We start from the raw sequence: 23,124 nt of genomic DNA, 5'->3' as shown, positions 1-23,124 counted from the left end.
TATCCAGAGGTCTGGCAAATGGGATCATCGAGACACATTGGCCTTGTTATCAGCATCACGCTGCTCACGATAGGAGTATCTGCTGGTCAGATTCCATCTGAGATCGCCGAGATCAGGGGCCATGTTGCAACCGCAGAGGGAGTGTGGAACGCAGAGGATTTCGGATGGTTCGTCTACGACCTGAATGAGGGCATGGGGAGCGAATCCCTTTACATCACCCCCTCAGGAAGAACGATCGAGGAAGGGAGGCTGATATACTCGTGCCGCGCTGTGGCGAAGCGCTTCGAGTACGAAAACTGGGGAGAGTACCTCTGGATAGGGTTCCTGGGGAAGCGGTACCTCGCAGGGTATCCTGAGGGGCCGGTCACAGAGGAGATAAGCTCCCTGGAGAAGGGAGAGCTCCGCGAGATTCTGATAGATTCAGATGATCGCTACACGATTTCATCTGAGAAGCCCCTGATTCTGGGTGATGGTTACAGTGTGGCGCTGAGCAGCGTCTCGGATGACGGAATAAAGGCGTTCATAGAGCTGCTCAGGGACGGCTCAAAGGTGGATCGCGCGGTCGTCGAGGAGGGCAGCACGTATGTCTGGAAGCACCCGGAGAGCGACATCCCTCTGATAATGCTTCACATCCGCTCGGGAATGCACGGCAGAGATGAGGACAGGGTGGACATCGACGGTCTGTTCCAGGTCAGCACCTCCCCGGCTGTGGTCCTCACAGACAGCACCAGGGTGGGACTGCTGAAGGTGAATGATATATCCGGGGATCGCATTGAGCTCAGGAACAGCGATGATATCGCCCTCAGCCCCGACAGTCTTGTCCAAATCGCCGGAGGGCTCGCGCTCAGGGTGATGGACAGCCCCACCCTGAGATACTATCCGGTCGGCATCTACACAGAGTACGGGAGGTACATGATAAGAGGGGCTGTCTTCCATGAAGGCGATCTGAGGGTTCAGAAAATCATCGAGGACATCCCTGCTTATGTCAATGCTGTATGGGATTACAGGAACTACGCCGGATTCTACTTTGACGACAAGGACATGATCGGAAGCGAGACGTTCGTCATGAACAGCAGCTCCAGGCGGGTCATCCCGAGGTTCGGGCCGATAGTGCCTGTGGAGATGAACGGAACCCGGGTCGGCTCCATGAGGGGGATGCTGTACTACACGTACATCCAGCCGAAACGCTTCGAGCGCGAGTCGTGGGGAGAGTATTACGTCCTGAGCCTGTTCGGAGAGCTCTGGTTTGCAGGATATGGCAGAAACACGAGCTCCGAGATCGGAGATAAGAGCATGTTCGACTACGAGCGCCTCGGCAGGGTTCTGATAGACACTGACGCTCAGGACATAGCAACATCCGGGAACATATACTTCTTCAGAGACGGGTACTCGCTTCTAATAAGAGACGTGGGAAAGGACAGGATCTTCGTGAGCCTTCTCAAGAACAACAGGATCGTGGACAACAGCACCATCAACTCGAACTCGACGTATGTTTACAAGAAGGACGTGTTCGATATCAAGGATCTCCCGGTGCTTGCGGTTCATGTCGGAGAGATATTCAGGGATGGGGAGAGACAGATCGCGGTCATAGATGGCGTCTTCCAGATCTCCGATCAGATCTACCTCCCGATCGAGGGCGGCTCCAAGATAGGCGACATGGTGATCTTCACCACTCCAAAGGGCATTTACATGGTGAATGACGAGTCGAAGTCGCTGGGGAAGGGATCGTCTGTCGAGATCTGGCCGGAGTATCCGGGTGTGACAAGGGGCCTGTATCTCGCGGTTGCGGACAACGATACGCTCAGATACTTCCCATACACAGTGGCGTACGTCGTCCCCATGCCGAGGATAATCCAGCTCGGAGTTCCGCCTGATGCAGCACCGCCTGTCGCATTCAACGCCACAGTGAAGGCCGGAGAGATGAGAGGCATGCTCGCAGAGGTCATAGACCCTCTCGGAAGGACCGTGTCGCTTAAGGAGATACCCATGGGCAGGGGTTCAGGAGATACCTGGAGGTTTGAGTGGACCTGGAACGGCACTGTGCCTGTGATGAATGACATGGTTGTGCCGGATGCAGACATCGCCCCGACGAATGCCATTCTTTACATCAACGATTCCCATTCCGCGAACGTGGGCGTCCTATTCGACCAGGCCGGCAGGATTGAGAGGATCCTCGGAGCCGATGGGAGGATCTACTACTCCAGGGGCCAGAGCATGTCATTTGCTTCCGGGAGCAGGCTCGCGTTCTTCCTGTGGAACAACAGCACGGTCGTCGGCCAGAGAAACCAGACGCTGGTTGGTGACATAAACGCGCTGGAGCCACATATCGAGCGGGTTCCGGCAGCTCCAGGCAGATACACGCTCCAGCTCAGGGTCCAGAACATCATGGGCGAGACGGTGACGAGGTCCACGTTCAACCTCTCATCCCCTATTTACGGCACCCTTCCCCGGTTATCCCCTGCGCAGGGAAATAGGAGCAGTGTTGATTCAAATGACAGCATGAGCTCGGATCTCCATGGTGAGGAGAAGAGCGACGCAAAAAAGAGCAGGACAGCATCTCCAGGGGCTGGAGCTGCTGCATTTATGGTGGCCATCATCTCATCAGCTCTGATGAGAATGCGTGGAGGCCTCAGACGAACTTAGGCCGCTCGGAGAGCCTCACCGGCAGTGGCAGCCTCCTCCAGGGCTTGCCTGTGGTCTCGCTCTGAAGTCTGGCGCGGAGCTCCTCAACGCTCATCCTGATCTTCTGGTTTCCGGATGCTGAGCCCTCTCTCACGGTCACTGTCAGAAGCCCTGTGGAGAGCTCATCGTCTCCTATGACAGCAACGTAGGGTATCCACTCTCTGCCAGCGTCCCTGATCTTCTTCCCCACAGTCTCATCCCTGTCGTCCACATCGACCCTGAAGTTCAGCTGTTCAGCGACCTCCATCGCTCTGGCGTGATGACGCTCCGCCACGGGTATGATGCGAACCTGGGTTGGCGAGAGCCAGGTGGGAAGCATGGGGACGCCGCCGTTTGCAGCGATCATCGCCTGCTTCTCGAGAAGCGCGTACATCAGACGCTCTATCGCGCCTGATGGAGAGCAGTGGAGGAGTATCGGTCTCTGTCTGTTTCCGTCTGCATCAACGTAGCCGATATCGTACCTCTCTGCGTTCTCGACATCGATCTGCACCGTTGACAGAGCGCTCGCCTTGTCGAGCGCGTCCACGAAGTTGAACTCGAACTTGAGCACGAAGTAGAAGAAGCGCTCGTCCCACATCTCTATGAGCACTGGCTTGTCCACGATATCGACGAGCCCCTCTATGAACGCCCTGTTGTTCTCATAGAAATCCTTCGTGAACCTTATCGCGACCTCATAATCCTTCAGATCCAGACCTGCATCCCTGAGCACTGATATGCTGGCCTCGTACTGCTTCCTGAACTCCTCCATCGCGGAGCTCATATCCCTGCAGAACGTGTGCATATCGGGCATTGTGAATGCCCTCAGCCTGCGGAGCCCGACGAGCTCGCCGCGCTGCTCCCGCCTGAAGCTGTAGCGTGTGAGCTCGAACATCCTTAGCGGCAGTGACCTGTAGGAGACGGTCATATCATGCCCCATCAGGAACTGGCCGAAGCAGGCGGCAAATCTGAGAAAGAGGTGCTTCTTGTCAGCCTCTATTGTGTACTGCCTTGCCGGGAACCTGTCCAGGTACTTCTTCAGCGTTGGGTGGTCCATGTCGTACATCACCGGCGTCTCGACCTCCATCGCGCCCATCTCGAGCGCCCTGTCGGTGACGTAGCTCTCCAGGAGCGATTTCACAAGGCGGCCCTTCGGATAGTACCTCATGTTTCCAGGATCTGAGCCTGGCTCATAGTCCACGAGCTCCAGACGCCGCATGAGCTCAACATGTGGCGGGATCCTGTCGACCGCCCGGCTCTTCTCTATCTCGTATCTCACAAACTTCTCGAGCCGCTCGTGCCCGCTGAAATCAAACTCCTCCGGAGGGACCATCTCACCGCCCTTCTTCATGATGCGCCAGTGCGATATCGCCTTCGCCTCGGATTTTAGGGCCTGGGAGACGACCTCTCCCTCGCCGAGCCTTATCGATCTTGATAGCTCTGAGAGCGGATGCCCCTTGCATCTTATCGTGAATGATTTGTACCATCCGAAGGGGGCGCGTGCGACCTCGAAGCTGCTCTTCAGCGCAGATTCGAGATCCCTGAGAACGCGCACAGCCGTCTCCGGCGAGGAGAGAGCTGGGCTCAGATGTGCATAGGGGTAGAGCATTATCCTCTCCGCATTGACCCTCTTTGCCACATCCCCGATCTCTCCGGCAGCCTGTGCCACAACAGCATCTGGGTCGTCCTCATCGAACTTCTCAACCGCGATGAATGCGCAGAGTGCCTCCTCAAGCCTGCCCGACTTCGCCTCCTCAGGCACCTCCTCTGCGAACTTTGTTGGCTTCTTCGCCTCGAACTCTATGAAGTCTGAATGTATCAGAAGTAATTGCAATAGTATCACCCGATACGGATGGGAGGATGGCCTGTCACTAAGTAAACCTTTCGATGGCCATGCAAGATCACGCCCACGCGGCAGCACACAAAGGTGTGGCTCCGCGCTGTGTTCACCACATCCCGAATGTATATGGTCAACGCCAGAGTGGTATCATGATTTTGAAACCCTGCAAACCGCCGGGCACGTAAGGTCAAAGTCTTGGGATCCACCACACAGAGAGGCGATCGAAAAACTATATCTAGCCTGGAATTGACTGTATTTACTCTGGATCTCGTGGCCGGAGATCGCAGGACAGCAGTCGTCCCGGGTTGAGTGACTTCATGCGGAGCCCGCTCATATGCGGACTTGTCTGTGAGAAAGGGTCCCTCGTTCCGGGACGCAAAAACGGGCGCGAGAGAGGAAGGGCGGCTGCCGCTGGCCGGCATCGGCCGGTGTGGAAAGTCCCCCCACCTCTGGACACACAGGCATCGCGATGATGCGGGGCGAGAGCTCCGGCTCTGGCACAGAAACGGGACTGCGCCGTGATAATGCGATGATGCCGAAAGGCGGAGGTCTCACGGAATGCAGCTGAAACGGCGAAACCCTGTGGGTGCAAGCCAAAATAGGGCAGCTCTGGGGGTGTCCAGCCCCTTGCCCGGGTATGGCGCTAAGCTGAATGCCGCCGAAACAGAAGGGGGCTTACTCTCCTGACTCGCGCCCAATTCTCATTGCGGCTCTTGCGACGAGCCTTGCAACCCTTACAGGCTCAGGTATTCTTCCCTCAAGTGTGAATCTGTTCAGCACAGACCTGGCCTCTTTCAGAGACAGGCCATGTGCTCTCACAAAAAGGTCGTATCCTGTTTTAAGCCTGAGAGCGCTCCGCTCGCCCAGCGCCCTGTATCTCCTGAGCCGCTCAGCATCTCCAGGGAAGTACTCCTCTATGTACCTCTCAAGCCCCTCGGACTCCTCATATGTGACACTGATCACCGGCAGGCCGGTCTCTCTCTGTATCCTCTCCGGGTCTATAATGTTGAACCAGCTGACCACATTTCCGCTCAGCATTAGAATATTGATATCTTCTCTGTTGAGCTTTCTGTATATCGAGAGCACCCCTTCAGTCGCGTCCATCCCGCCCACGGTGATCTCCGCAAGCGCGACGCCGTCGATGCGCAGATCACCGCGCATCACAATGCCTGACAGCTTGGACACAGGGTCGGAACGCACGAAGCTCTCTGCGATCCCCAGCACCCTTATCCCGGGCTTGTTGACGCGTATGGCCCTCTCGCCACCGTGAGGATATGAATCTCCTTCGCTTCGGCTCTCCGGCATGCATATAGAGCGCTGACCCATCTCGCAATCCCATGAGGTCTTCCGGCCATGCAGATCGCAGTCGAGATCCCCATTGTTCTGGCTCATCCGATTCCTCCACACAGGCGGCCATCGAATCGCGTGTTCTCATAAATTTCATCTCTGCGAGCAGAAATAATTCTCGCTCCAGCCAGAGACTGGCTCAAAATAGCTGTTTCAAAAGAGCCAGACGCCTCGATGGTTCGGACGTGCTTATGATGCCAAGATCGACTCGCTTGATGAAGTCGACTGATGATGCCGGTTTTGAGATGGCTTCACAGAAACCTCGAGGGAGATGCACTGAGATAAAAATGAGTCTGAGCCCAGCTCACTCATAAAGCCAGGGCTCATCGATGCGTCTGTACTCGAATATCTCCGAGTCGCTGAAGTGGAGGGCTATCTCGCGGGCTGCAGACTCCGGAGAGTCCGAGCCGTGAATCACGTTGCGACCGGTCTCTATTCCGAAGTCTCCCCTGATCGTGCCGGGAGCCGCCTCGGCAGGGTTGGTCGCGCCGTTCATCTTCCTCATGGCAGATATAACGCCCTTCCCCTCGACGACCATCTGCACAGACGGGCCGGAGGTTATGAAATCGACGAGGTCTCTGTAGAAGGGCTTTCCCGCGTGCTCTGCGTAGTGCTTCTCAGCACGCGCCCGGTCCATGACCGACAGGCGCATCGCCACTATCTTGAAGCCCTTATCCTCGATCCGCTGGATTATCCTGCCAACAAGCCCTCTCTGCACGCCATCCGGCTTGATCATGACAAATGTGCGCTCCAGCCTCTATGCCCCCTTTCGAGCCCACTTTATCTTTCTGGGCACGCGGCCAAGCTTCATGTTCTTCTCACACTTGGACGAGCAGAAGTAATACACAGTCCCATCCTTCTTTGCGTACAGCTTCCCCGTGCCAGGAGTGATCCTGCTGTTGCAGAATGAGCATTTTCTCTCTTCCATGGGGATCACCTGCCTGTCAGCTTCTTGGCCTCGCGCGCGGTCTCCAGAAGCATCAGGACGTCGCCAACCCTCACAGGCCCCATGCAGTTCCTGGTTATGATCCTGCCCTTGTTCGAGCCCTCCAGTATCCTGCACTTGATCTGGGTGGCCTCTCCATGCATTCCGGTGACCCCGATGACCTCTATGACCTCAGCGGGGACGCCGTTCTCCTCAGCCACTATTTATCACCTACTTCAGAGCCTGGAGTTTCTGGATTATCTCCTCCAACAGCTCCTTTCCCTTTCCCGGCTCTATTATCGCCGCTGCCGCACTCTTCACGCTCAGACCGGCAGCCGCCCCCACGTCACTCTGCTTCTTAACGTACACGTAGGGGGTGTTCTTCTCCTCGCAGAGCGGGGGCAGGTGCGCCACTATCTCTGGCGGCTCCACGTCCTCTCCGATTATCACGAGCTTCGCAACCCCTCGCTCCACGGCCTTTGTAGCTTCATTCGTTCCCTTCTTTATCCTTCCGGTATCTCGAGCCAGCTCAAGCGCCTCAAGCGACTTGGATGCCAGCTCAGGTGGAACATCAAACCTCACATATATCGGTCTAGCCATATCACACATCTCCTTCAGGGCAGCAGCCCATCATCATTCATCGTGGAAAATTGCCTCACTCGAATGAACAGATCCAGCTACATCTCCGTATCTAAAAAGCTTACGCTGTCAGGGCGCGAGCAGATCTGCGATCACGCCCTTCAGCTCCTCTGGTGATACAGTTCCGTCAAGTCGCAAAATGCTGCCATCGCGCGAGATGCTCATCTTGTATTTGGTGGCGAGCGTCTGTATCCTTGTCAGCGTGTTCCCCTGGGGAGACATGAACCTGCAGCTCACATAAATGCCGTTCTCCCTCTGGGAGATGCCTGCGTAGAACTCATCGTACCCGCCGCCTAGCGGGGCGTTCTCGACGCCACCGACGCCTGCGATCTGAAGATCCGCTACCTCATCGTACGCCAGGGTCAGTCGATCCGTCGGAAATCCGCCAAGGATCACGTCGAGGATCTGCTTCAGTGCGCTCTCAGGGCCGAACAGCGTCGGCCTCCCGAAAACCCTTCCCAGATCCCCGGTCGCCGGTATGATCATGAAATCGCTGTAGGGTATCACAAGCCCCTGGTAGTTGTAGCTGAATGGCATGACCCAGTGGAACTCAGCCCACGTGTTGTTGAAGAATACCGATGCCCCTCGCTTGATCTCTGTGGGGTACATCTTATCTCTGTAGATCAGCCCTGCAGCAGGTGGATAGATCTCGGGAATCACAGAGGCTGCAGCATCTGTTATGTTCTGAGATGCCTCGAGATCGATCCAGTATGCGAATGTTGTGCTCTCAGGGCACATCTCAAGCAGGTCCTGCATGCTGGAGAAGCTCATGTCCACCAGATTTCCCCTGACTCCGAAGGCGGAGAGCGGTGCGGTCTCAACCGATTCAGGCCCAGACCGGGTCTCCACATCACCGCTCCGCAGAACAAACCCCGCAAACGCGGAGAGCACCATCACAGCGCCCACGAATATCGCAAATGCCTTGGCAAACTCCTTCTGATTCATTCAGCCCCCAGTACCCGGCGATGTTATTTAATCTTTGGGATATTATCGAGGAGGCGGTGTTCCGGACGATGCAAAAGAGATAACTACAATCACATCAGAGTGAATTCCATGAGAATACTGGGAGTCTGTCTTCTGCTCCTTGCGCTGCTCTTTATCACTTCTGTAAGTGCGCAGGTTGAGTATGCACCCGGCGAGAGAAGGGCGGAGGCGCTCTTCAATATGGGCATTGGACGGCCCTGGCTCATAAGTGAGCATGCCCCTTGGCTCTACGGATGCACCACGATGCCGGCCCGCGGCTTCAGCTACAGATTCTATGATCCATCTGGAGGGCTGGCTGCAGAGTATCGCGACAGTAGGTACAGCTCTTTGAAGAGCATCTCTCTCCGGGAGGGGACTGTTCTGGGATATGTTACGGTAGATAGCGGCATGCTGAGCATGCTCGATGCCGACACCCAGAACCCAATTGGAGTGGTCAAAATCCACACAAGGAGAGGCGCATATCCTGTAATCGCCATGGTGGACAGGGACGGATATCTGAGAGGGATTTACATAGATCTGCGTTATTCATGAGCCATCTGACCGGCAAGGAGTGACGCTTTGCGCGTCATTCTCTCGATTTACATAGATCTGTATTCATGAGCCATCTGAGCCTCATACACAACATCATACACATTGCCAAGCTCATACACATTGCCAAGCCGTCCGGCAGGCCTGCATCTGATAATGAACATTCAGGCTCAGAGCCTGGGGAGCTCTGAGCATCCTCCATGCGGACACACGAGATCGGAGTTATTGAGCGGCGCTTTGCGCTGGCCATGATCCTCACGGTATCCATACTGATAGCGGAGCTTGCAGGGAGCTGGTGGACCGGCAGCCTGGCGCTGCTCTCGGATGCTGCGCACGTATTCCTCGACCTCTTCGCGCTTGGTCTGAGCTGGTTCGCGATCAGGATCTCAGCGCTTCCAGCCAGCGAGCGGTACAGCTACGGCTTCCACCGCTTCGAGGTTGTTGCGGCGCTTGCCAACGGGCTCACCCTGGGGTTCGTGGCCCTGGTCATTCTCATCGAGGCGTACAGGAGGTTCATGGAGCCGGAGCCTGTGAAGGGTCTGGATCTGCTTCTCATCGCGAGCTTCGGCCTCATCGTGAACCTCTTCGTCGCATTCGTTCTGAGCAGGGACGGCCATGGGGAGGATCTGAACCTCAGATCCGCGATCCTTCACGTCCTTGGAGATGCTGCAGCATCTCTTGGCGTGATCGCAGCAGCTGTTGTGATCTGGAGGACCGGCTGGTACACCGCGGATTCGATCATCAGCGTGTTCATCTCTGTTCTGATATTTGCCGGCTCCTACAGGCTCCTCAAAGACTCGTTCCGCCTGATAATGGAGGGCGTCCCCGAGTGCATAAGAACCGATGAGGTCGTGAAACAGATCTCCACAGCGCCCGGGGTGATTCAGGTCCACGATCTTCACATATGGGGCGTATGCTCCTCGAACATCGTGCTAAGCGCACATGTTGTGGTCTCTCCGGAGTCAGACCATCAGAGGACGCTCAACGAGATACGGCAGCGGCTCAGGTCCATCTTCGGGATAGAGCACGCTACGATACAGCTCGAGAACGAGTACTGCGGCCAGGGCAGGGTTGCATCCCAGAAGCATGTGAACTGACGGCAGAGCCGCCATGATCAAATGCTCTCCTTTGAGTAAGAAGCACCCGCCGAACCAGTTCTCTGCAATCATCCTCGCTGGACGCACATTCCTGTACAGACCACAAAAAATGATCTTGGCTGCCCTGCATGGTAGAAGGCGTTGGTTCAGAGAGAAATCGCTATAAATAAGATGGACAACCGCTGATGGATGCTTGCGGATCTTCTCATCCCCTTTATCACCATCGCCATTGCGGAATTCGGTGATAAAACACAGCTCTCTGTTCTCCTGCTGTCCACCAGGACAGGCAGACATCTGACGCTGCTCACAGGAGTGATGTCGGCCTTTCTCATCGTCGACGGGTTCGCAATACTTCTCGGCGCATGGATAACAGAAGTCGTTCCTGCGAACATTCTGAAGATCATCTCTGCGGCGATCTTCCTGCTTTTCGGGATAACCACGCTGAGGGATCTCGATGGAGATGGAGAGGAGGGCAGGAGGTTTGATGACAGCCCGTTCCTGTCAGGCTTTCTGGTCATATTTCTGGCTGAGTGGGGGGATAAGACACAGATCGCATCCGCGATATTCGCCACACAGTACAACCCGTGGATGGTTCTCGGCGGCACCATGCTCGCCCTCTTCATGCTCTCACTGAGCGCCATATACCTTGGGAGGTTCATACTGAGGTACATAAAACGGCGGACAATCTCCCTGGCAGCGGGGCTGATCTTCGTGGCAATGGGCGTGTTGCTTCTCCTGCTTTAGCAGGGAACCCGTCAAATGCCAGATGCCATCGGCAGTTGATATTTGTGTACTGATAACTGAGAAACAGATGCACTACCTCTGTCGCCTTGATGCTGCAGCTTTAAGACGACCCTGCTCTCCAGGCAATCGTTGAGTCAGACGCATCCGCTGAGAGATCGATACGAAATCGGTATTTGCAGATTCGCAGGTGTGTTCATCATCCGAGACCGCGATCCACATCCTGCATTGATGGTGGAACAACCGGAAATCAGGCAGAGTGAATGCATCAATATGTATCGATGTCATCTGTGGTCTGAGTAATTGCAGTGATCGTGTGGATCTCATGTAGGTCCGAGATGAACACAAATCTTTTTTAATTTATGCGGATCATCAGGGCATGAGGTGTTTGGTTTGAAGCTCGTCTATGCAATGCTGATGCTTTTCCTGCTGCTGGGGTCGGCCTTTGCGGGCACCTTCACGGCAGGTCTCGATGCTGATACATATGTGGACAGAGACAGCCCGGATGAGACGTTCGGGGATGCGACCACGCTGTGGGTAGCATCACACGCAGGGGAGCCGGTGAAGATCGCATACATCGGATTCATCAATGCGTTTGGCAATCAGGGTATATCCTCCCCGGATCAGGTCTCCACGGCAACACTGAAACTGACGGTCTCAGAAGTGGAGAAAGCTGGTGTCATAAAGGTGTACTTTGTCCATGGATATATCAGCCCTGAGCTCACATGGGAGGATGCCCCTGAGGCTGTGGAGAATGTATCCGCAGAAATCGAGATCGACTCCCCTGGTGAGTACACACTTGATGCCACCGACATAGTCAAGGAGGCGGTGAGGACATGCACAGAGGGATGCCCCTACGGTCTGAAGATCGTCGCTGAAGGGGACGCGTCGATCGGTCTGGCCTCATCTGAGGCATCGAGAGGCTCAACAGAGCTCAAGTATGTCGCCGGAATGTAGCTCATTTGGAGCCACACCTTTTTTTTGTGGAAATACTGGAGTATTCCTATTAACCCCCCTTTTCACGATTTGCCCATGTCGCTAAGTAATTGTATAGATGCTGTTTTATATCAAAAAAAAACTGGTTCTTAGGAATTCTCACAGCATTCATCGGGCCGCGCACAGAATGCCTTTCAGATCATCCCAAAATTGCATCAATAATCGACAGGGGCAACATATCCGGGTTCGGGAACTGTGTATCGAGGGTCTCTGGCTGTTTGAGGATGTTCCGCCCTGATCTCGGGGCATCAGGCACACCCGGATGACGAGAGAAACCTCCAAATCATACCAGTATCATGATCTACTGTGATGTATTCCGCGATGGAGGTTTCTTATGCGGCTGATCTGCATAGCCGATGTTCATGATGCATCCTGTCGACTGGGGTTTCTGAAAGGATGCTCTGCGGATCTGATGGTGATAGCAGGAGATCTTCACGATGACGGGAGACCGGAGGATGCTGCATCAGTTCTTGATGAGCTCTCCCGCTTTCCGCAGATGAAGCTAATAGTCCCTGGCAACATGGATCCCAGGACATTTGCTGAGGATCTCTGGCGCAGCCACGGTCTCATACCGATCCACCGATCCTCATTTGTGCTGGGGAATGTGGGGTTTGTGGGCATGGGCGGCATGGTGGCGAGGAACCCAAGGAGGATTGGCGACCCGACAAGGTACTACCACAGCGATGAGGATCTCTACCGCACACTTACCGATCTGCTTCGACCCCTCCGCGATCTCGAGCGGCGGGTGGTGGTGGTGCATCAGCCGCCGAGAGGTGTGAGGGATCGTCTGTACAACGGAGAGCTGTCTGGAAGCGTTGGTCTGCGCCGGGTGATCGAGGAGCATCAGCCGGATCTGGTTATATGCGGCCACATCCACGAGGATCGGGGTGCCTCGAGGCTCGGAGATACGCTGGTGGTTAATGTTGGAGAGGCGCGCATGGGATACGCTGCTCTGATAGATCTTGATAGTCTGGCTGTGGAATGGCTGATGGCATAATAGATTCAGTATTTATAGGCGTATTACCATACCGCACTTCGAAGTGGGTGAGATGCCTGCCAGGGTTATGGATTTGATGAGCTATCCGGTGCTCACAGTGCCGCCGAATGCGAAGGTCATAGATGCGATAAGACTGATGGCCAGCGGGCCGAAGGGCTGCGTGATCGTCGCAGAGGGCGGGCTCCTGAAGGAGGTAAAGGGCATAGTCACAACAAGTCGCATATTCAAAAAGGTCTTTGCAGCCGGATTGGACCCTGAGAAGGTCTGCGTGGCAGACATAATGACGCCAGCTCCGCTTATCACGATCTCTCCAGAAGCCACAACCAGAGAGGCGGCTGAGCTCATGGTGCGCCACAACATACGCCGCCTCCCAGTGGTCCAGGACGGCGCGCTTGTCGGTATCATCACCAGCAAGGACCTCCTGCGGTGCGTGAAGTGATAAACGATAGCTATTTATGGTAAGGTGGAGACGCATACTCTTGCGCTTCTGCCATGCGCAGAGCTGGTGCGCGAGATGTGGCGTGATGATGCACTGCTGCCATGATTTCATCTGTGTCGAGGTAGCCTAGCCAGGTAGGGCGCAGGTTTGCTAAACCTGTTCCCCTTCGGGGATCGAGGGTTCGAATCCCTCCCTCGGCGCTAAATTTTAAAGTCGCAATGCAGGAGCCCTTCGGCCCAAGGTGGTAAGGGGCCACACTCTTATCAAACTGATAGCCTGCAGGAGAAGCACCAGCCTGCTATGCGCTCGTTTCGACTTATCTTCGACTGCGTCGAAGGCCCAGAGAGCGAACGGGTGCTTCCAGCAACCAGATTGAATTTCCTCCGGGTTGATAAGCAAGAGGGATTGAGCCACACCCCACACTCAGCCCACTACATACAGCCCACTAAGATCTCGGGCAGAGTATGAATTGGAGCACTTCCTGCAAAAGAATCAGCATCGTGCTGTACGATATCCTATCTGAGGGATGGCACCTCAAACATCCATTCTCATCATCGGCTCCTGCCTGCCGAATCCTCGCAGCCGGATCTCATCATCTGTGAGTATTAGATACGTGTTATCACCACCATCTGCGAGCGAGCCTGCGTTTGCGACCAGGAGATCCCCGTCCTTTCTGTAGATGGCAGCCTGGTGCGTATCTCCATAGATGAAACAATCGACCCTCCCTGGATGTCGCTCTCTGATGAACCTCAGGATGGCATCGTACTGAGACTCAACAGGGCTGTATCTCAGTGTCCTGAGCACTCCAGATCTCACCCTCTCAAATATGCCCGTGACCCTCCAGAGCGACTCCTCGATCTCCACAGCCTCCCCCAGATAGCAGGACCTGTAGATGCTCTCATATGCATATGCCATCATCCTCTCGAGATCCGCCGGGAGCACAGGCTCTCCCGATAGCCTGCGTATGCCCTCGAATATCTGCACAGGCAGCGATTTGATGCCATCCAGATGATGGCCGTGTGTGAAAAGAAGGCGTCTGCCCCCCATCACCATCTCATACGTGGGATAATGGAATGTCATCTTGAGTCCAGCAAGATTCATCGACCATCTCAGGTTGGGAAGGTAAACTGTGAACGGCTCGCCCCTCGCGGCCCTCTCGAGAAGAGAGAGCTCCTGGCGTATGATCGTCATGTGGTGATCGTGATTGCCCACCACATAGCTCACTCTCACGCCCAGCTCGTCCAGCCGCCTGAAGAAATAGCTGGCATCGCGAATGGCGCTCTCCATCCGGACCCTCCAGAGATCGAGGATATCGCCGAGAAGCACAACCTCATCGATGCCATCTCCGTACCTCCAGAGCTCCCATATGAGGTAATCAACATTATCGCGCCTTGAAAGAGCAGAGCATGTTGAGCCGAAATGTGTATCAGAGATCACAGCAACTGACATCAGAGTTACACCCCTTCAACTACCCCCACTTCAGTGTTAATACATAATTATGATTCAAACCCAGTAATACTTTAACTTATTGGTGATCCGCTGGGTATTTGCTCAATATCGTGAGCGTACTTGAGTTACCAATCAAGTGAAGCCGCTATGGCACAGTCGTTTATCTAGAAATCTGTCAAGAGGGCAATTTAGCGAGCATGTTCGTCGCCGGGAGACGCCCCGCACCCTCATGCATCTGATGAAGCGGATCTCTGCTCTCTCATGTGTAAGCCGTCTCCATTGGTCATCGGTTAAGGATTTTATGTAAATATATTGATCATGAAATTTGACAAATTGAGATCTCCCCATAGTGGAGAGTTTGATTCAAATCGACCGCCCTGTGGACTTGAGTCGTGATAGCAGTACTGAGGCGAAATATGACTATTAAGTCCAATTCTACACATGTCGATCTTAACCGGTGACGCATGGATCTATCTGTGGATGAATATTCCGTGGCGAGTTCAGGATCATGCCCGGACATCAGATTCCCTCAGCTGTGATATGACCCTTTCCGCAATCTTCGGGCCGAGGATCTCTGAAAGTGTGGTTTTATCAGCTGCTTTTAGATCCTCCAGGCTCCTGTAGCCTGCCTGGTAGAGCTTCCGCGCCCTGACCCTGCCTATGCCCTTGAGCTCCAGGAGTTGTAAGAGATCATCGCCTGCGCCGTAGTGTATCCTGAGCGCCAGCCTCTCGGCCAGATACGTGACTCCCAGATCCATATGCTTCGATATCCTGTGCAGAGCGCTCATGAGCCACTCCGCGGTCTCAGCTATCCTCATGACATCTCCCGGGCCGATGTTGTACCTGTCCGCGATCCTGTCCTCATGAACCTCATTTATCCAGTCCATGAGCATGGAGGCGGTCTTCACCTCTCTGAGGAGCCAGTCGAGATTCTCCTCGCTCCCGAGCTCTGATGAGTGCTCGGAGATGAAATCCTCGAGCCAGTTATCGCTCTGCTGAACGAACAGCAGCTCCATGTCAGGAGTCATCGTTATCACATGTATGAGCGTGAGCTCAGAGGGCCTGCGGACACCCCTGATTCCCTGGATCATCATCACGGCGCTCAGCGGATCCAGATACAGTCTGGATACAAGAGAGCCGAGGGGTGTTGGCCTTAGATCCTCCTCGATCATATCGCTCCTCACAAGAAACCCGAGAACAGAATCTATGGTCTCTCCCAGGTGCGATGGATCCTGCTGGCGGGCGTAGAATGTGGACGCCATGAGCCTGCTAAGGGAGTCGGTCGAATCCGCGAATCCGGAAGCAATTGCTGCAAGTACATGCGTGCGAAGCGCTCTCTCGCTGGCCAGCTTCGACCATATCTCCTCAGGCTCGCCCATTATGTAGCGATCCATGAGCTTGTGGAGCTCGTCCTCGCTTCTGGCCATGATGAGCGACTCACCATAGGGATCAAGTCCCGGCCTGCCAGCCCTTCCTGCCATCTGTCTGTACTCCATGACCGGAATCGGGCGGGTTCCGAGACCCGCTTCGTATCTCTTGTAACTCCTTATGAGAACCCTGCGCGCCGGTAAGTTCAGTCCGGCCGCGAGGGTGGGAGTGCATGCTATGACCTTTATGATATTCTGCCTGAACCCGAGCTCTATCAGTCGCCTCTGATCAGGAAGGAGACCCGCATGATGGAACGCTGCCCCATGCCTCAGGCATTTGGAGAGCCTCTTCGAGGTCTCTCCCTCGCCGCTCAGCCTCTCGGCAATCTCGATCGTCTCCCCGGATTCCGGGAGAACTCCGGCGAGCTTCTGAGCCATCGACTCAGCATTCCTCCTGGTGCTCTCGAATATCAGCATCTGGCCGCCCTGATCAACTGTATCCAGAACCAGGTTCAGCACAGGATCCCTGTTCCGGTTCTCGAGCTGTATCTCCCCATCCGGAAAGACCAGCCTGTCCTCCAGCAGCACACCCTCCCGGAGCCGTACGGGCCGCCAGTCGCTCGAGACGATCTCCCCTTTTATCCAGTCCGCGATCTCCCTTCCGTTGGCTATCGTCGCGCTGAGCCCGATCACCTGCATCTCAGGATTGAGATGCATGAGCTTCGTCATCGTCATCTCCAGCGTTGGCCCTCTGTTTGCTGAGTCCAGGAGGTGAATCTCGTCCACAACAAGAACGCCGATCCTGCGCACCCAGGAGGCTCCGTTCCGTATCAGAGAGTCCGCCTTCTCGGATGTCGCTATGATTATGTCGTTCCTGCCCAGTCGCTCGTCCCTTTTCTCAAAATCTCCGGTGCTGATCCCTATCCTCAGGCCGAGCCTGGAGAACCTGCTGAAGCTATCGAACTTCTCCGAGGCCAGAGCGCGCAGCGGGACTATGTAGAGAGCCCTTTTTCCTGAGAGCGCGCCCCTGAGCATCGCAAGCTCCGCGAGAAGCGTCTTTCCAGCTGCAGTCGGCACTGATATGATCATGTTCCTGCCGTCGAGAAGCCCGCGCTCTATCGCATCGGCCTGAGGCGGATACAGCTCCTCTATCCCCAGGGCCTCGTAAAGCTCTATGACGCTCTCAGGCAGCCATCTGGTCAGATCTCTGATCGTGAGCATGAATCCCCTTACCCTTATATACTAAACAGCGCTACTAGATGCGGCAGCATCTGGATCCTCCAGCATCTTCGGAGAGATATGAATGTACGCTGATCGGATAAAATCCCTTCCTCCCTATCTGTTCGCAGAGATCGATGGAATCAAGAGGAGAGCGAGAGAGAGGGGCGTTGACGTCATAGATCTGAGCGTGGGCGACCCGGACATCCCAACGCCTGAGCATATCGTTAGAGAGATGTGTGAGGCTGTGAAGAGACCTGCAAACCATCAGTACCCATCTTACGAGGGAAAGATCGAGTTCAGAGAGGCAGTGGCTGAGTGGTATAGAGATCTCTTCGGTGTTGAGCTGGATCCCTCCACCGAGATACTGACACTCATAGGATCGAAGGAGGGGCTCGCGCATGCTCCGCTGGCGTTCGTAAACCCCGGTGACAGGGTCCTTGTCCCGGATCCCGCGTATACAGTTTACAGCACCGCGGTGATGTTTGCTGGTGGCATCCCTGAGAGGATGCCTCTCCTTAAGAAGAACTCATTTCTCCCTGATCTCAGAAGCATAAGGGCGAGGCTGGAGGATGACCCGAACTGGAGGCCCAGGATGATCTTTCTGAACTATCCGAACAATCCGACCGGCGCGGTAGCTGGATCTGATTTCTTCCGGGAGCTTGTGGACCTCGCCCGTGAGTACGGGATTCTGGTGATGCACGACAACCCCTACTCTGAGATATACTTCGACGGGCGGCCTCCCAGCATACTCCAGGCGCCCGGAGCTAAGGATGTGGCTGTTGAGTTTCATTCGCTTTCCAAGACGTACAACATGACCGGCTGGCGCATAGGCATGGTCTCGGGAAGCTCCAGGATCATCGAGGGCATCGGCAGGGTCAAGTCGAACATAGACTCCGGTAACTTCGGCGCGGTCCAGGACGCGGGAATAGCTGCGCTCAGAAGCCCGTCGGAGATCGTTGATGGGTTGAGGTCTGTATACAGGGAGAGGATTGAGATCCTCTACTCAGCGCTCTCTGATATCGGACTTGAGCTCTCGAAGCCGAAGGCGACTTTCTACCTCTGGGCGTGGACCGGCGGGGACTCCAGGGAGTACGCCAAGATGCTTCTCGAGAGGACTGGGATAGTCGTGACACCTGGCGTTGGATTCGGCGAGCATGGCGAAGGTTACATAAGGCTCTCTGTGACCCAGCCGACAGAGAGGATAGAGATGGCGGCTGAAAGGCTGAGGAATCTCTGAGAGGAGGCTGTATGTTGCGTAAAGAGTATTCAGCGCATGAGATCGAGGCGAAGTGGCAGAAGATATGGGAGGAGGAGGGCGTATTTCACGCGGAGCCGGATTCGAGAAAGAAGTTCTTCCTGACGATACCATACCCATACCTGAACGGCAACCTTCACGCTGGACATACACGCACCTTTACGATAGGCGATGCCATAGCGCGTTACCACAGAATGCTGGGCGAGAACGTTCTCTTCCCGATGGCATTCCACGCGACAGGTACCCCGATAGTCGGGCTCAGCGAGCTGATCGCGAATCGTGATCCCCTGATATGGGATGTATACACCAGGCTGCACGGCATACCGGAGGAGGAGCTGGAGAAGCTCACAACTCCCGAGGCGATAGTCGATTACTTCAGGAAGCAGGCGAAGCTCGCCATGAGGAGCATAGGCTACTCCATAGACTGGAGGAGGGAGTTCACAACAACAGACCCAGCGTACAACAGGTTCATCGAGTGGCAGTTCGGAATACTCAGGGAGAAGGGATACGTCACCAAGGGCTCGCATCCTGTGAGATGGTGTCCCAACGATCAGAATCCCGTAGAGGATCACGATATACTGAGGGGAGAGGACGCGACGATACTTGACTTCACCCTGATAAAGTTCAGGATCGATGACAGGGTGCTCCCCTGTGCCACCCTCCGCCCTGAGACCGTCTTCGGAGTGACGAACCTCTGGGTTAATCCAGATGTCGTTCATTACGTGGCAAAGGTGAATGATGAGATATGGATAGTGAGCCCACAGGCGTATCACAAGCTCACATTCACTGACAGATCCGTTGAGAAGATCGGCGAGATCTCGGGGGAGGAGCTGATCGGGAAGAAGGCCAGGAATCCTGTAACCGGAGATGAGATCATCATCCTGCCAGCCACCTTCGTCGATCCCGACAGTGGCTCCGGAATAGTCATGTCCGTCCCCGCTCACGCGCCTCTGGATTACCTCGCGCTCAGGGATCTCTACGATGCGGATCTGAGCAGGTATGGCATAACAGAGGATATTCGCAATATAAAATTCATCTCCCTGATATCCGTGCCGGAGTATGGAGAGTTCCCGGCGGTGGATGCCGTTAACGAGCTGGGTGTGAAGGATCAGAACGATCCGAAAGCTGAGGAGGCGACGAAGCTCGTCTACCGCAGGGAGTTTCACAATGGCGTGCTGAAGGAGATCACCGGAAGATACGCCGGAACTCCGGTGCACAGGATAAAGGACGTCCTGCTCCAGGATCTCATAGATCAGGGTGTTGCAGAGATCTTTTACGAGTTCAGCGAGACTCCGGTTATCTGCAGGTGCGGGGCGAGATGTGTCGTCAAGATGGTCCGCGATCAGTGGTTCCTGGAGTACTCTGATCCCGTATGGAAGTCCAGGGTGCTGGAGTGTCTTGCCGGCATGCGGATCATTCCCGAGGATATGCGCGCGGAGTTCATCAACAAGATCGACTGGCTCAAGGACAAGGCGTGCGCAAGGCGAAAAGGTCTGGGGACCAGGCTTCCCTGGGACAGGGAGTGGCTGATCGAGTCGCTGGCTGACAGCACCATCTACATGGCTTTCTACATCCTGGCGAAGTATGTGAATGCGGGCATGAAGACAGACCGGCTGGTCCCGCAGTTCTTCGATCACATCTTCCTCGGAAAGGGCTCGCCTGAGGAGGTCGCAGCCCTCACAGGAGTGGACGTTGAGACTGTCAGACAGATACGCGAGGACTTCGAGTACTGGTATCCCGTGGATCTCAGAACCTCCGGAAAGGATCTGGTGGCAAACCACCTGCTCTTCTTCCTGTACCACCACGTGGCGATATTTCCGGAGAGCCTCTGGCCCAGGGCGATAGCCGTGAACGGGTTCGTCTCTCTGGAGGGCCAGAAGATGTCGAAGTCAAGAGGGCCGATACTCACGCTCAAGCAGGCTGTGGCAGAGAACGGAGCTGACGTCACCAGGCTGTACATACTTGCGAATGCAGAGTACACCCAGGATGCGGACTGGAGAAACGACGGCGCTCAGGCGACGCGCGGGCAGGTCGAGAGGTTCTACGCGCTCGCCAGGGAGATCATCGAGAGGAATGACATAGATGAGAGCGCGGAGCTGACACTGATCGACAGGTGGATGTTATCAAGACTGCAGCGCAGGATAATCGAGACGACAGATGCGCTGAACAACATCCAGACGAGAAGGGCGCTTCAGAGCGCGTTCTACCACATGCTCAACGATTTGAGGTGGTACGAGAGGAGAGGTGGAAGGAATCAGCTCCGCAGGATACTGAATGTGTGGGTCAGACTGATGGCACCGTTCACCCCTCACATCTGCGAGGAGATCTGGCAGAACATCGGCGAGGGATACGTCTCAAGGGCACCCTGGCCAGTTCCGGATACATCGCTCATAGATGAGCAGGCAGAGCGGGCAGAGGCCTACCTGGAGCAGACGCAGAGGGACATAGAGGAGATCATAAGGGTGACGAAGACAAAGCCCGGAAGGATCGTGCTTTACACAACCCCTGTATGGAAGAAGGAGATGCTCCGGCTGGCTCTTGAGGTCTCGAAGGGCGGGAGGCTTGACATGAGCGCTCTGATGAAATCCGCGATGAGCCATCCCGAGATCCAGAGCCACAAGAAGGATGCCCCAAAGTACGGTGGTAAGCTTGCGAAGTCGGCGCACGCGCTGAGCGGGGATGTGCTCGCACTGGACGAATTCGAGATTATTTCAAGGGAGAGGGTGTATCTCTCCCGGGCGTTCGGCTGCCCAGTTGAGGTCTACTCCGCGGACGATCCGCAGTACGACCCGAAGGGCAGGGCCCAGAATGCAGAGCCTGGAAGGCCTGCGATATACATAGAGTGACCGGCCGGCGGAGGCCGGGTCTCTTTTTCCATCGGCGCTCATCACCTCATAACAACTTATTTATTCTTGATTGACGATGTAAGTTTTGTATGAACATAGAATCCGTGCCGGGTGAGGAAGAGTGTTACAAGCTGTTGCGTGAGATGAGATGGCCTGCTTGCGCCAGATGTGTGTATTGTGGTTCTGAGCATGTTGTGAGGACCGGTAGATGGCGTGATACACCAAATCAGCGATACCACTGCAGGAGTTGCGATAAGTGGTTCAACGACAAGACAGGAACAATATTTCAGGATACGAGGTTGCCTTTACGGGTGTGGTTCTTCGTTGCGTTTATGTTGCAATTCAAGGTGAGCATTCTCGAGATCTCGAAGACAGTTGGTATCAATTACAAGAGTGCATACCATATGGTCAAGCTGTTGAGATCCACTGTCTATGGCAAAAACATCGGAGATAAGCTTCGTGGAGTCGTTGAGATGGATGAGGCATATGTCAAAGCAGGTTCAAAAGGCATGGAAGTAATAGAGAGAACCGAGGAAACGTGGCTTGAAAACAAAGGGAAGAGGCACTTACGACACGGATAAGGTTCAAGTCATAGCAATCGTTGAAAGAGGCGGCGGACTGAGCATTCGACCGCATCGTAACGTCAAAAGTAAAGTCGTGTTGAAGCGGTATCTGAGGGATGTTGACCCGGATACAATCGTCTACACCGACGACTACGTCAGCTATAACATTCTGCCAGATGATATGCATGAAAGTGTGAACCATTCTATCGGCGAGTACAGCAAGGGTGGTGGAGTGCATATCAACACTGTGGAGGCGGAATTCTCTATCTATCGACCATGGATGGCAACGTTCAGAGGCGTATCCAAGAAGAACCTCTATCTGTACACAGCACACTACCAGTTCATCAGGCTGAACCGCGAGATGAACCCTGTTGGCAGAATGCTCGCTATGGTGAAACTCTTGCGCATCCTCTGGCTGGACACAATGTTCTGCCATAAGTTCTTTATAAACTGAAGATGCAAGGTATAAGTCGCTAGATCGATAAACCGAAAACTTTATGATTAATTAGCATAATCATTTGTTATGAAATGTAGAACAGTTTTAATGGGTTTGGTTATTTGTCTTTTGTTTGTATCGTCTGCATATAGCGCAAGCCTTGCCTTCAAGAGTATACCACTTAGTTCAGATATTCTTGCTGTTGGCAACGAGGCTGGAAGGGTTAATTATTATACCTCACCGTTCAACCTTCCAAACAGGGTACCTAACACAGATGTTCTCCTTGTGTTAATGGCTTACGAGGTTAATGATGAATACAACTTCTTTACTCTCAATGTACCTGATAGTGAAAGACGTGTAATTAACGATGCCCATTACAGAGACGCGAGGGGTTCGAGATATTATGCAGGAAAGCTTCTTCCTTCTGGAGGTTCTTGGGCAACGCAGATAGTCCCTCTTAGGCAGAGTTTGCTGAGAACCCAGGGCAATATTCTTGGGATACACACGAGGACAGATAGCGGTAGTGCTAGTGGGAATACAGACGACATAAAGGTTACCAGAATGTACTTGATTTATTACGTGACCTGAGGTACCAAGGATGGACTGGGATGGATAATATCTGATATTTTTTATCTTGACATTGTCATCTCCTACTATTTAGAGGATGATGCGGCAGATCTTCGATGATGCGATTCTCTGGCAGAGACTCTTGCTTTATGCTGGCCTTTATGATTTCCAGGATTGTGCGATCATCGATCATTCTTCTCGGGATTATGACCTCGAGTATCTCCTTGAC

At 54.5% G+C, this 23,124-nt stretch carries 21 protein-coding genes, 1 tRNA gene and 1 other RNA gene; 14 read left to right on the top strand and 9 right to left on the bottom strand.

The features are described 5' to 3' along the window. Positions 1 to 18: 18 nt before the first annotated feature. On the top strand, positions 19 to 2,643 hold the full coding sequence (locus tag QHG98_07025; GenBank protein MDH7597468.1) for an S-layer protein domain-containing protein: 2,625 nt from the start codon (positions 19 to 21) through the stop codon (positions 2,641 to 2,643). Here QHG98_07025 and QHG98_07020 read toward each other — a convergent pair. Then, complete coding sequence (locus QHG98_07020; GenBank protein ID MDH7597467.1) at positions 2,630 to 4,501, bottom strand: threonine--tRNA ligase; 1,872 nt, start codon at positions 4,499 to 4,501, stop codon at positions 2,630 to 2,632. The two genes, QHG98_07025 and QHG98_07020, sit on opposite strands and share 14 nt — an antisense overlap. Positions 4,502 to 4,887: 386 nt before the next feature. Here QHG98_07020 and rnpB point away from each other — a divergent pair. Further along, an RNA gene (gene rnpB, locus QHG98_07015) (RNase P RNA component) lies at positions 4,888 to 5,188 on the top strand. Here the strand turns inward: rnpB and QHG98_07010 are convergent. From QHG98_07010 to QHG98_06985, 6 genes are all read right to left on the bottom strand, one after another. Then, positions 5,174 to 5,890, bottom strand: coding sequence for a DUF99 family protein (locus QHG98_07010; protein MDH7597466.1), 717 nt, complete (start codon positions 5,888 to 5,890; stop codon positions 5,174 to 5,176). The two genes, rnpB and QHG98_07010, sit on opposite strands and share 15 nt — an antisense overlap. Positions 5,891 to 6,149: 259 nt before the next feature. Beyond that, positions 6,150 to 6,599, bottom strand: a complete 450-nt coding sequence (ndk, locus tag QHG98_07005) for a nucleoside-diphosphate kinase (GenBank protein MDH7597465.1) — start codon at positions 6,597 to 6,599, stop codon at positions 6,150 to 6,152. A 3-nt stretch (positions 6,600 to 6,602) separates the two neighbouring features. Then, positions 6,603 to 6,773 (bottom strand): 50S ribosomal protein L24e, encoded by a 171-nt coding sequence (locus QHG98_07000; GenBank protein ID MDH7597464.1) that lies wholly within the window; start codon positions 6,771 to 6,773, stop codon positions 6,603 to 6,605. 5 nt (positions 6,774 to 6,778) lie between these two features. Further along, complete coding sequence (locus tag QHG98_06995) at positions 6,779 to 6,991, bottom strand: 30S ribosomal protein S28e (protein MDH7597463.1); 213 nt, start codon at positions 6,989 to 6,991, stop codon at positions 6,779 to 6,781. 10 nt (positions 6,992 to 7,001) lie between these two features. Continuing rightward, positions 7,002 to 7,370, bottom strand: coding sequence for a 50S ribosomal protein L7Ae (gene rpl7ae, locus QHG98_06990; GenBank protein MDH7597462.1), 369 nt, complete (start codon positions 7,368 to 7,370; stop codon positions 7,002 to 7,004). Positions 7,371 to 7,478: 108 nt separating this feature from the next. Beyond that, positions 7,479 to 8,354 (bottom strand): hypothetical protein, encoded by an 876-nt coding sequence (locus QHG98_06985; protein MDH7597461.1) that lies wholly within the window; start codon positions 8,352 to 8,354, stop codon positions 7,479 to 7,481. 108 nt (positions 8,355 to 8,462) lie between these two features. Between QHG98_06985 and QHG98_06980 the strand changes: the two genes are divergently transcribed. The 7 genes from QHG98_06980 (at position 8,463) to QHG98_06950 (ending at position 13,391) form a co-directional block, all read left to right on the top strand. Next, complete coding sequence (locus tag QHG98_06980; protein ID MDH7597460.1) at positions 8,463 to 8,924, top strand: hypothetical protein; 462 nt, start codon at positions 8,463 to 8,465, stop codon at positions 8,922 to 8,924. A gap of 197 nt (positions 8,925 to 9,121) precedes the next feature. Then, positions 9,122 to 10,018 carry a cation diffusion facilitator family transporter gene (locus tag QHG98_06975; protein ID MDH7597459.1) on the top strand — a complete coding sequence of 299 codons (897 nt, stop codon included), beginning with the start codon at positions 9,122 to 9,124 and terminating at the stop codon, positions 10,016 to 10,018. Between the two features lie 189 nt (positions 10,019 to 10,207). Further along, on the top strand, positions 10,208 to 10,762 hold the full coding sequence (locus QHG98_06970; GenBank protein ID MDH7597458.1) for a TMEM165/GDT1 family protein: 555 nt from the start codon (positions 10,208 to 10,210) through the stop codon (positions 10,760 to 10,762). A gap of 390 nt (positions 10,763 to 11,152) precedes the next feature. Beyond that, a complete protein-coding gene (locus tag QHG98_06965) occupies positions 11,153 to 11,716 on the top strand; it encodes a DNRLRE domain-containing protein (GenBank protein ID MDH7597457.1) in 564 nt (187 codons plus the stop codon). Between the two features lie 373 nt (positions 11,717 to 12,089). After that, positions 12,090 to 12,752, top strand: a complete 663-nt coding sequence (locus QHG98_06960; GenBank protein ID MDH7597456.1) for a metallophosphoesterase — start codon at positions 12,090 to 12,092, stop codon at positions 12,750 to 12,752. A 52-nt stretch (positions 12,753 to 12,804) separates the two neighbouring features. Further along, positions 12,805 to 13,191: a CBS domain-containing protein gene (locus QHG98_06955; protein ID MDH7597455.1), complete on the top strand. Its 387-nt coding sequence runs from the start codon at positions 12,805 to 12,807 to the stop codon at positions 13,189 to 13,191. 115 nt (positions 13,192 to 13,306) lie between these two features. Then, positions 13,307 to 13,391: transfer RNA gene (locus QHG98_06950), tRNA-Ser, on the top strand. 334 nt (positions 13,392 to 13,725) lie between these two features. Here QHG98_06950 and QHG98_06945 read toward each other — a convergent pair. Together QHG98_06945 and QHG98_06940 are read right to left on the bottom strand one after the other, a co-directional pair. Then, on the bottom strand, positions 13,726 to 14,640 hold the full coding sequence (locus tag QHG98_06945) for a UDP-2,3-diacylglucosamine diphosphatase (GenBank protein ID MDH7597454.1): 915 nt from the start codon (positions 14,638 to 14,640) through the stop codon (positions 13,726 to 13,728). A 506-nt stretch (positions 14,641 to 15,146) separates the two neighbouring features. Then, a complete protein-coding gene (locus QHG98_06940) occupies positions 15,147 to 17,228 on the bottom strand; it encodes an ATP-dependent DNA helicase (protein ID MDH7597453.1) in 2,082 nt (693 codons plus the stop codon). An 82-nt stretch (positions 17,229 to 17,310) separates the two neighbouring features. On the opposite strand from QHG98_06940, the gene QHG98_06935 reads away from it, so the two are divergent. The 5 genes from QHG98_06935 (at position 17,311) to QHG98_06915 (ending at position 22,916) form a co-directional block, all read left to right on the top strand. Continuing rightward, positions 17,311 to 18,465, top strand: coding sequence for an LL-diaminopimelate aminotransferase (locus QHG98_06935; GenBank protein MDH7597452.1), 1,155 nt, complete (start codon positions 17,311 to 17,313; stop codon positions 18,463 to 18,465). A gap of 11 nt (positions 18,466 to 18,476) precedes the next feature. Next, positions 18,477 to 21,329, top strand: coding sequence for a leucine--tRNA ligase (gene leuS, locus QHG98_06930; protein ID MDH7597451.1), 2,853 nt, complete (start codon positions 18,477 to 18,479; stop codon positions 21,327 to 21,329). An 89-nt stretch (positions 21,330 to 21,418) separates the two neighbouring features. Further along, a complete protein-coding gene (locus QHG98_06925; GenBank protein ID MDH7597450.1) occupies positions 21,419 to 21,910 on the top strand; it encodes an IS1595 family transposase in 492 nt (163 codons plus the stop codon). Next, positions 21,873 to 22,346, top strand: a complete 474-nt coding sequence (locus QHG98_06920) for an IS1595 family transposase (protein ID MDH7597449.1) — start codon at positions 21,873 to 21,875, stop codon at positions 22,344 to 22,346. The genes QHG98_06925 and QHG98_06920 overlap by 38 nt, the downstream gene beginning before the upstream one ends. Before the next feature lie 69 nt (positions 22,347 to 22,415). Beyond that, positions 22,416 to 22,916 carry a hypothetical protein gene (locus QHG98_06915; GenBank protein ID MDH7597448.1) on the top strand — a complete coding sequence of 167 codons (501 nt, stop codon included), beginning with the start codon at positions 22,416 to 22,418 and terminating at the stop codon, positions 22,914 to 22,916. The last annotated feature ends 208 nt before the right edge of the window (positions 22,917 to 23,124 follow it).

Origin of the sequence: Methanothrix sp. (assembly GCA_029907715.1) — an archaeon.
GTDB lineage: Archaea > Halobacteriota > Methanosarcinia > Methanotrichales > Methanotrichaceae > Methanothrix_B.
The sequence above is the reverse complement of the archived record's forward strand: the minus strand, read 5'-3'. Positions and strand labels throughout refer to the sequence as shown.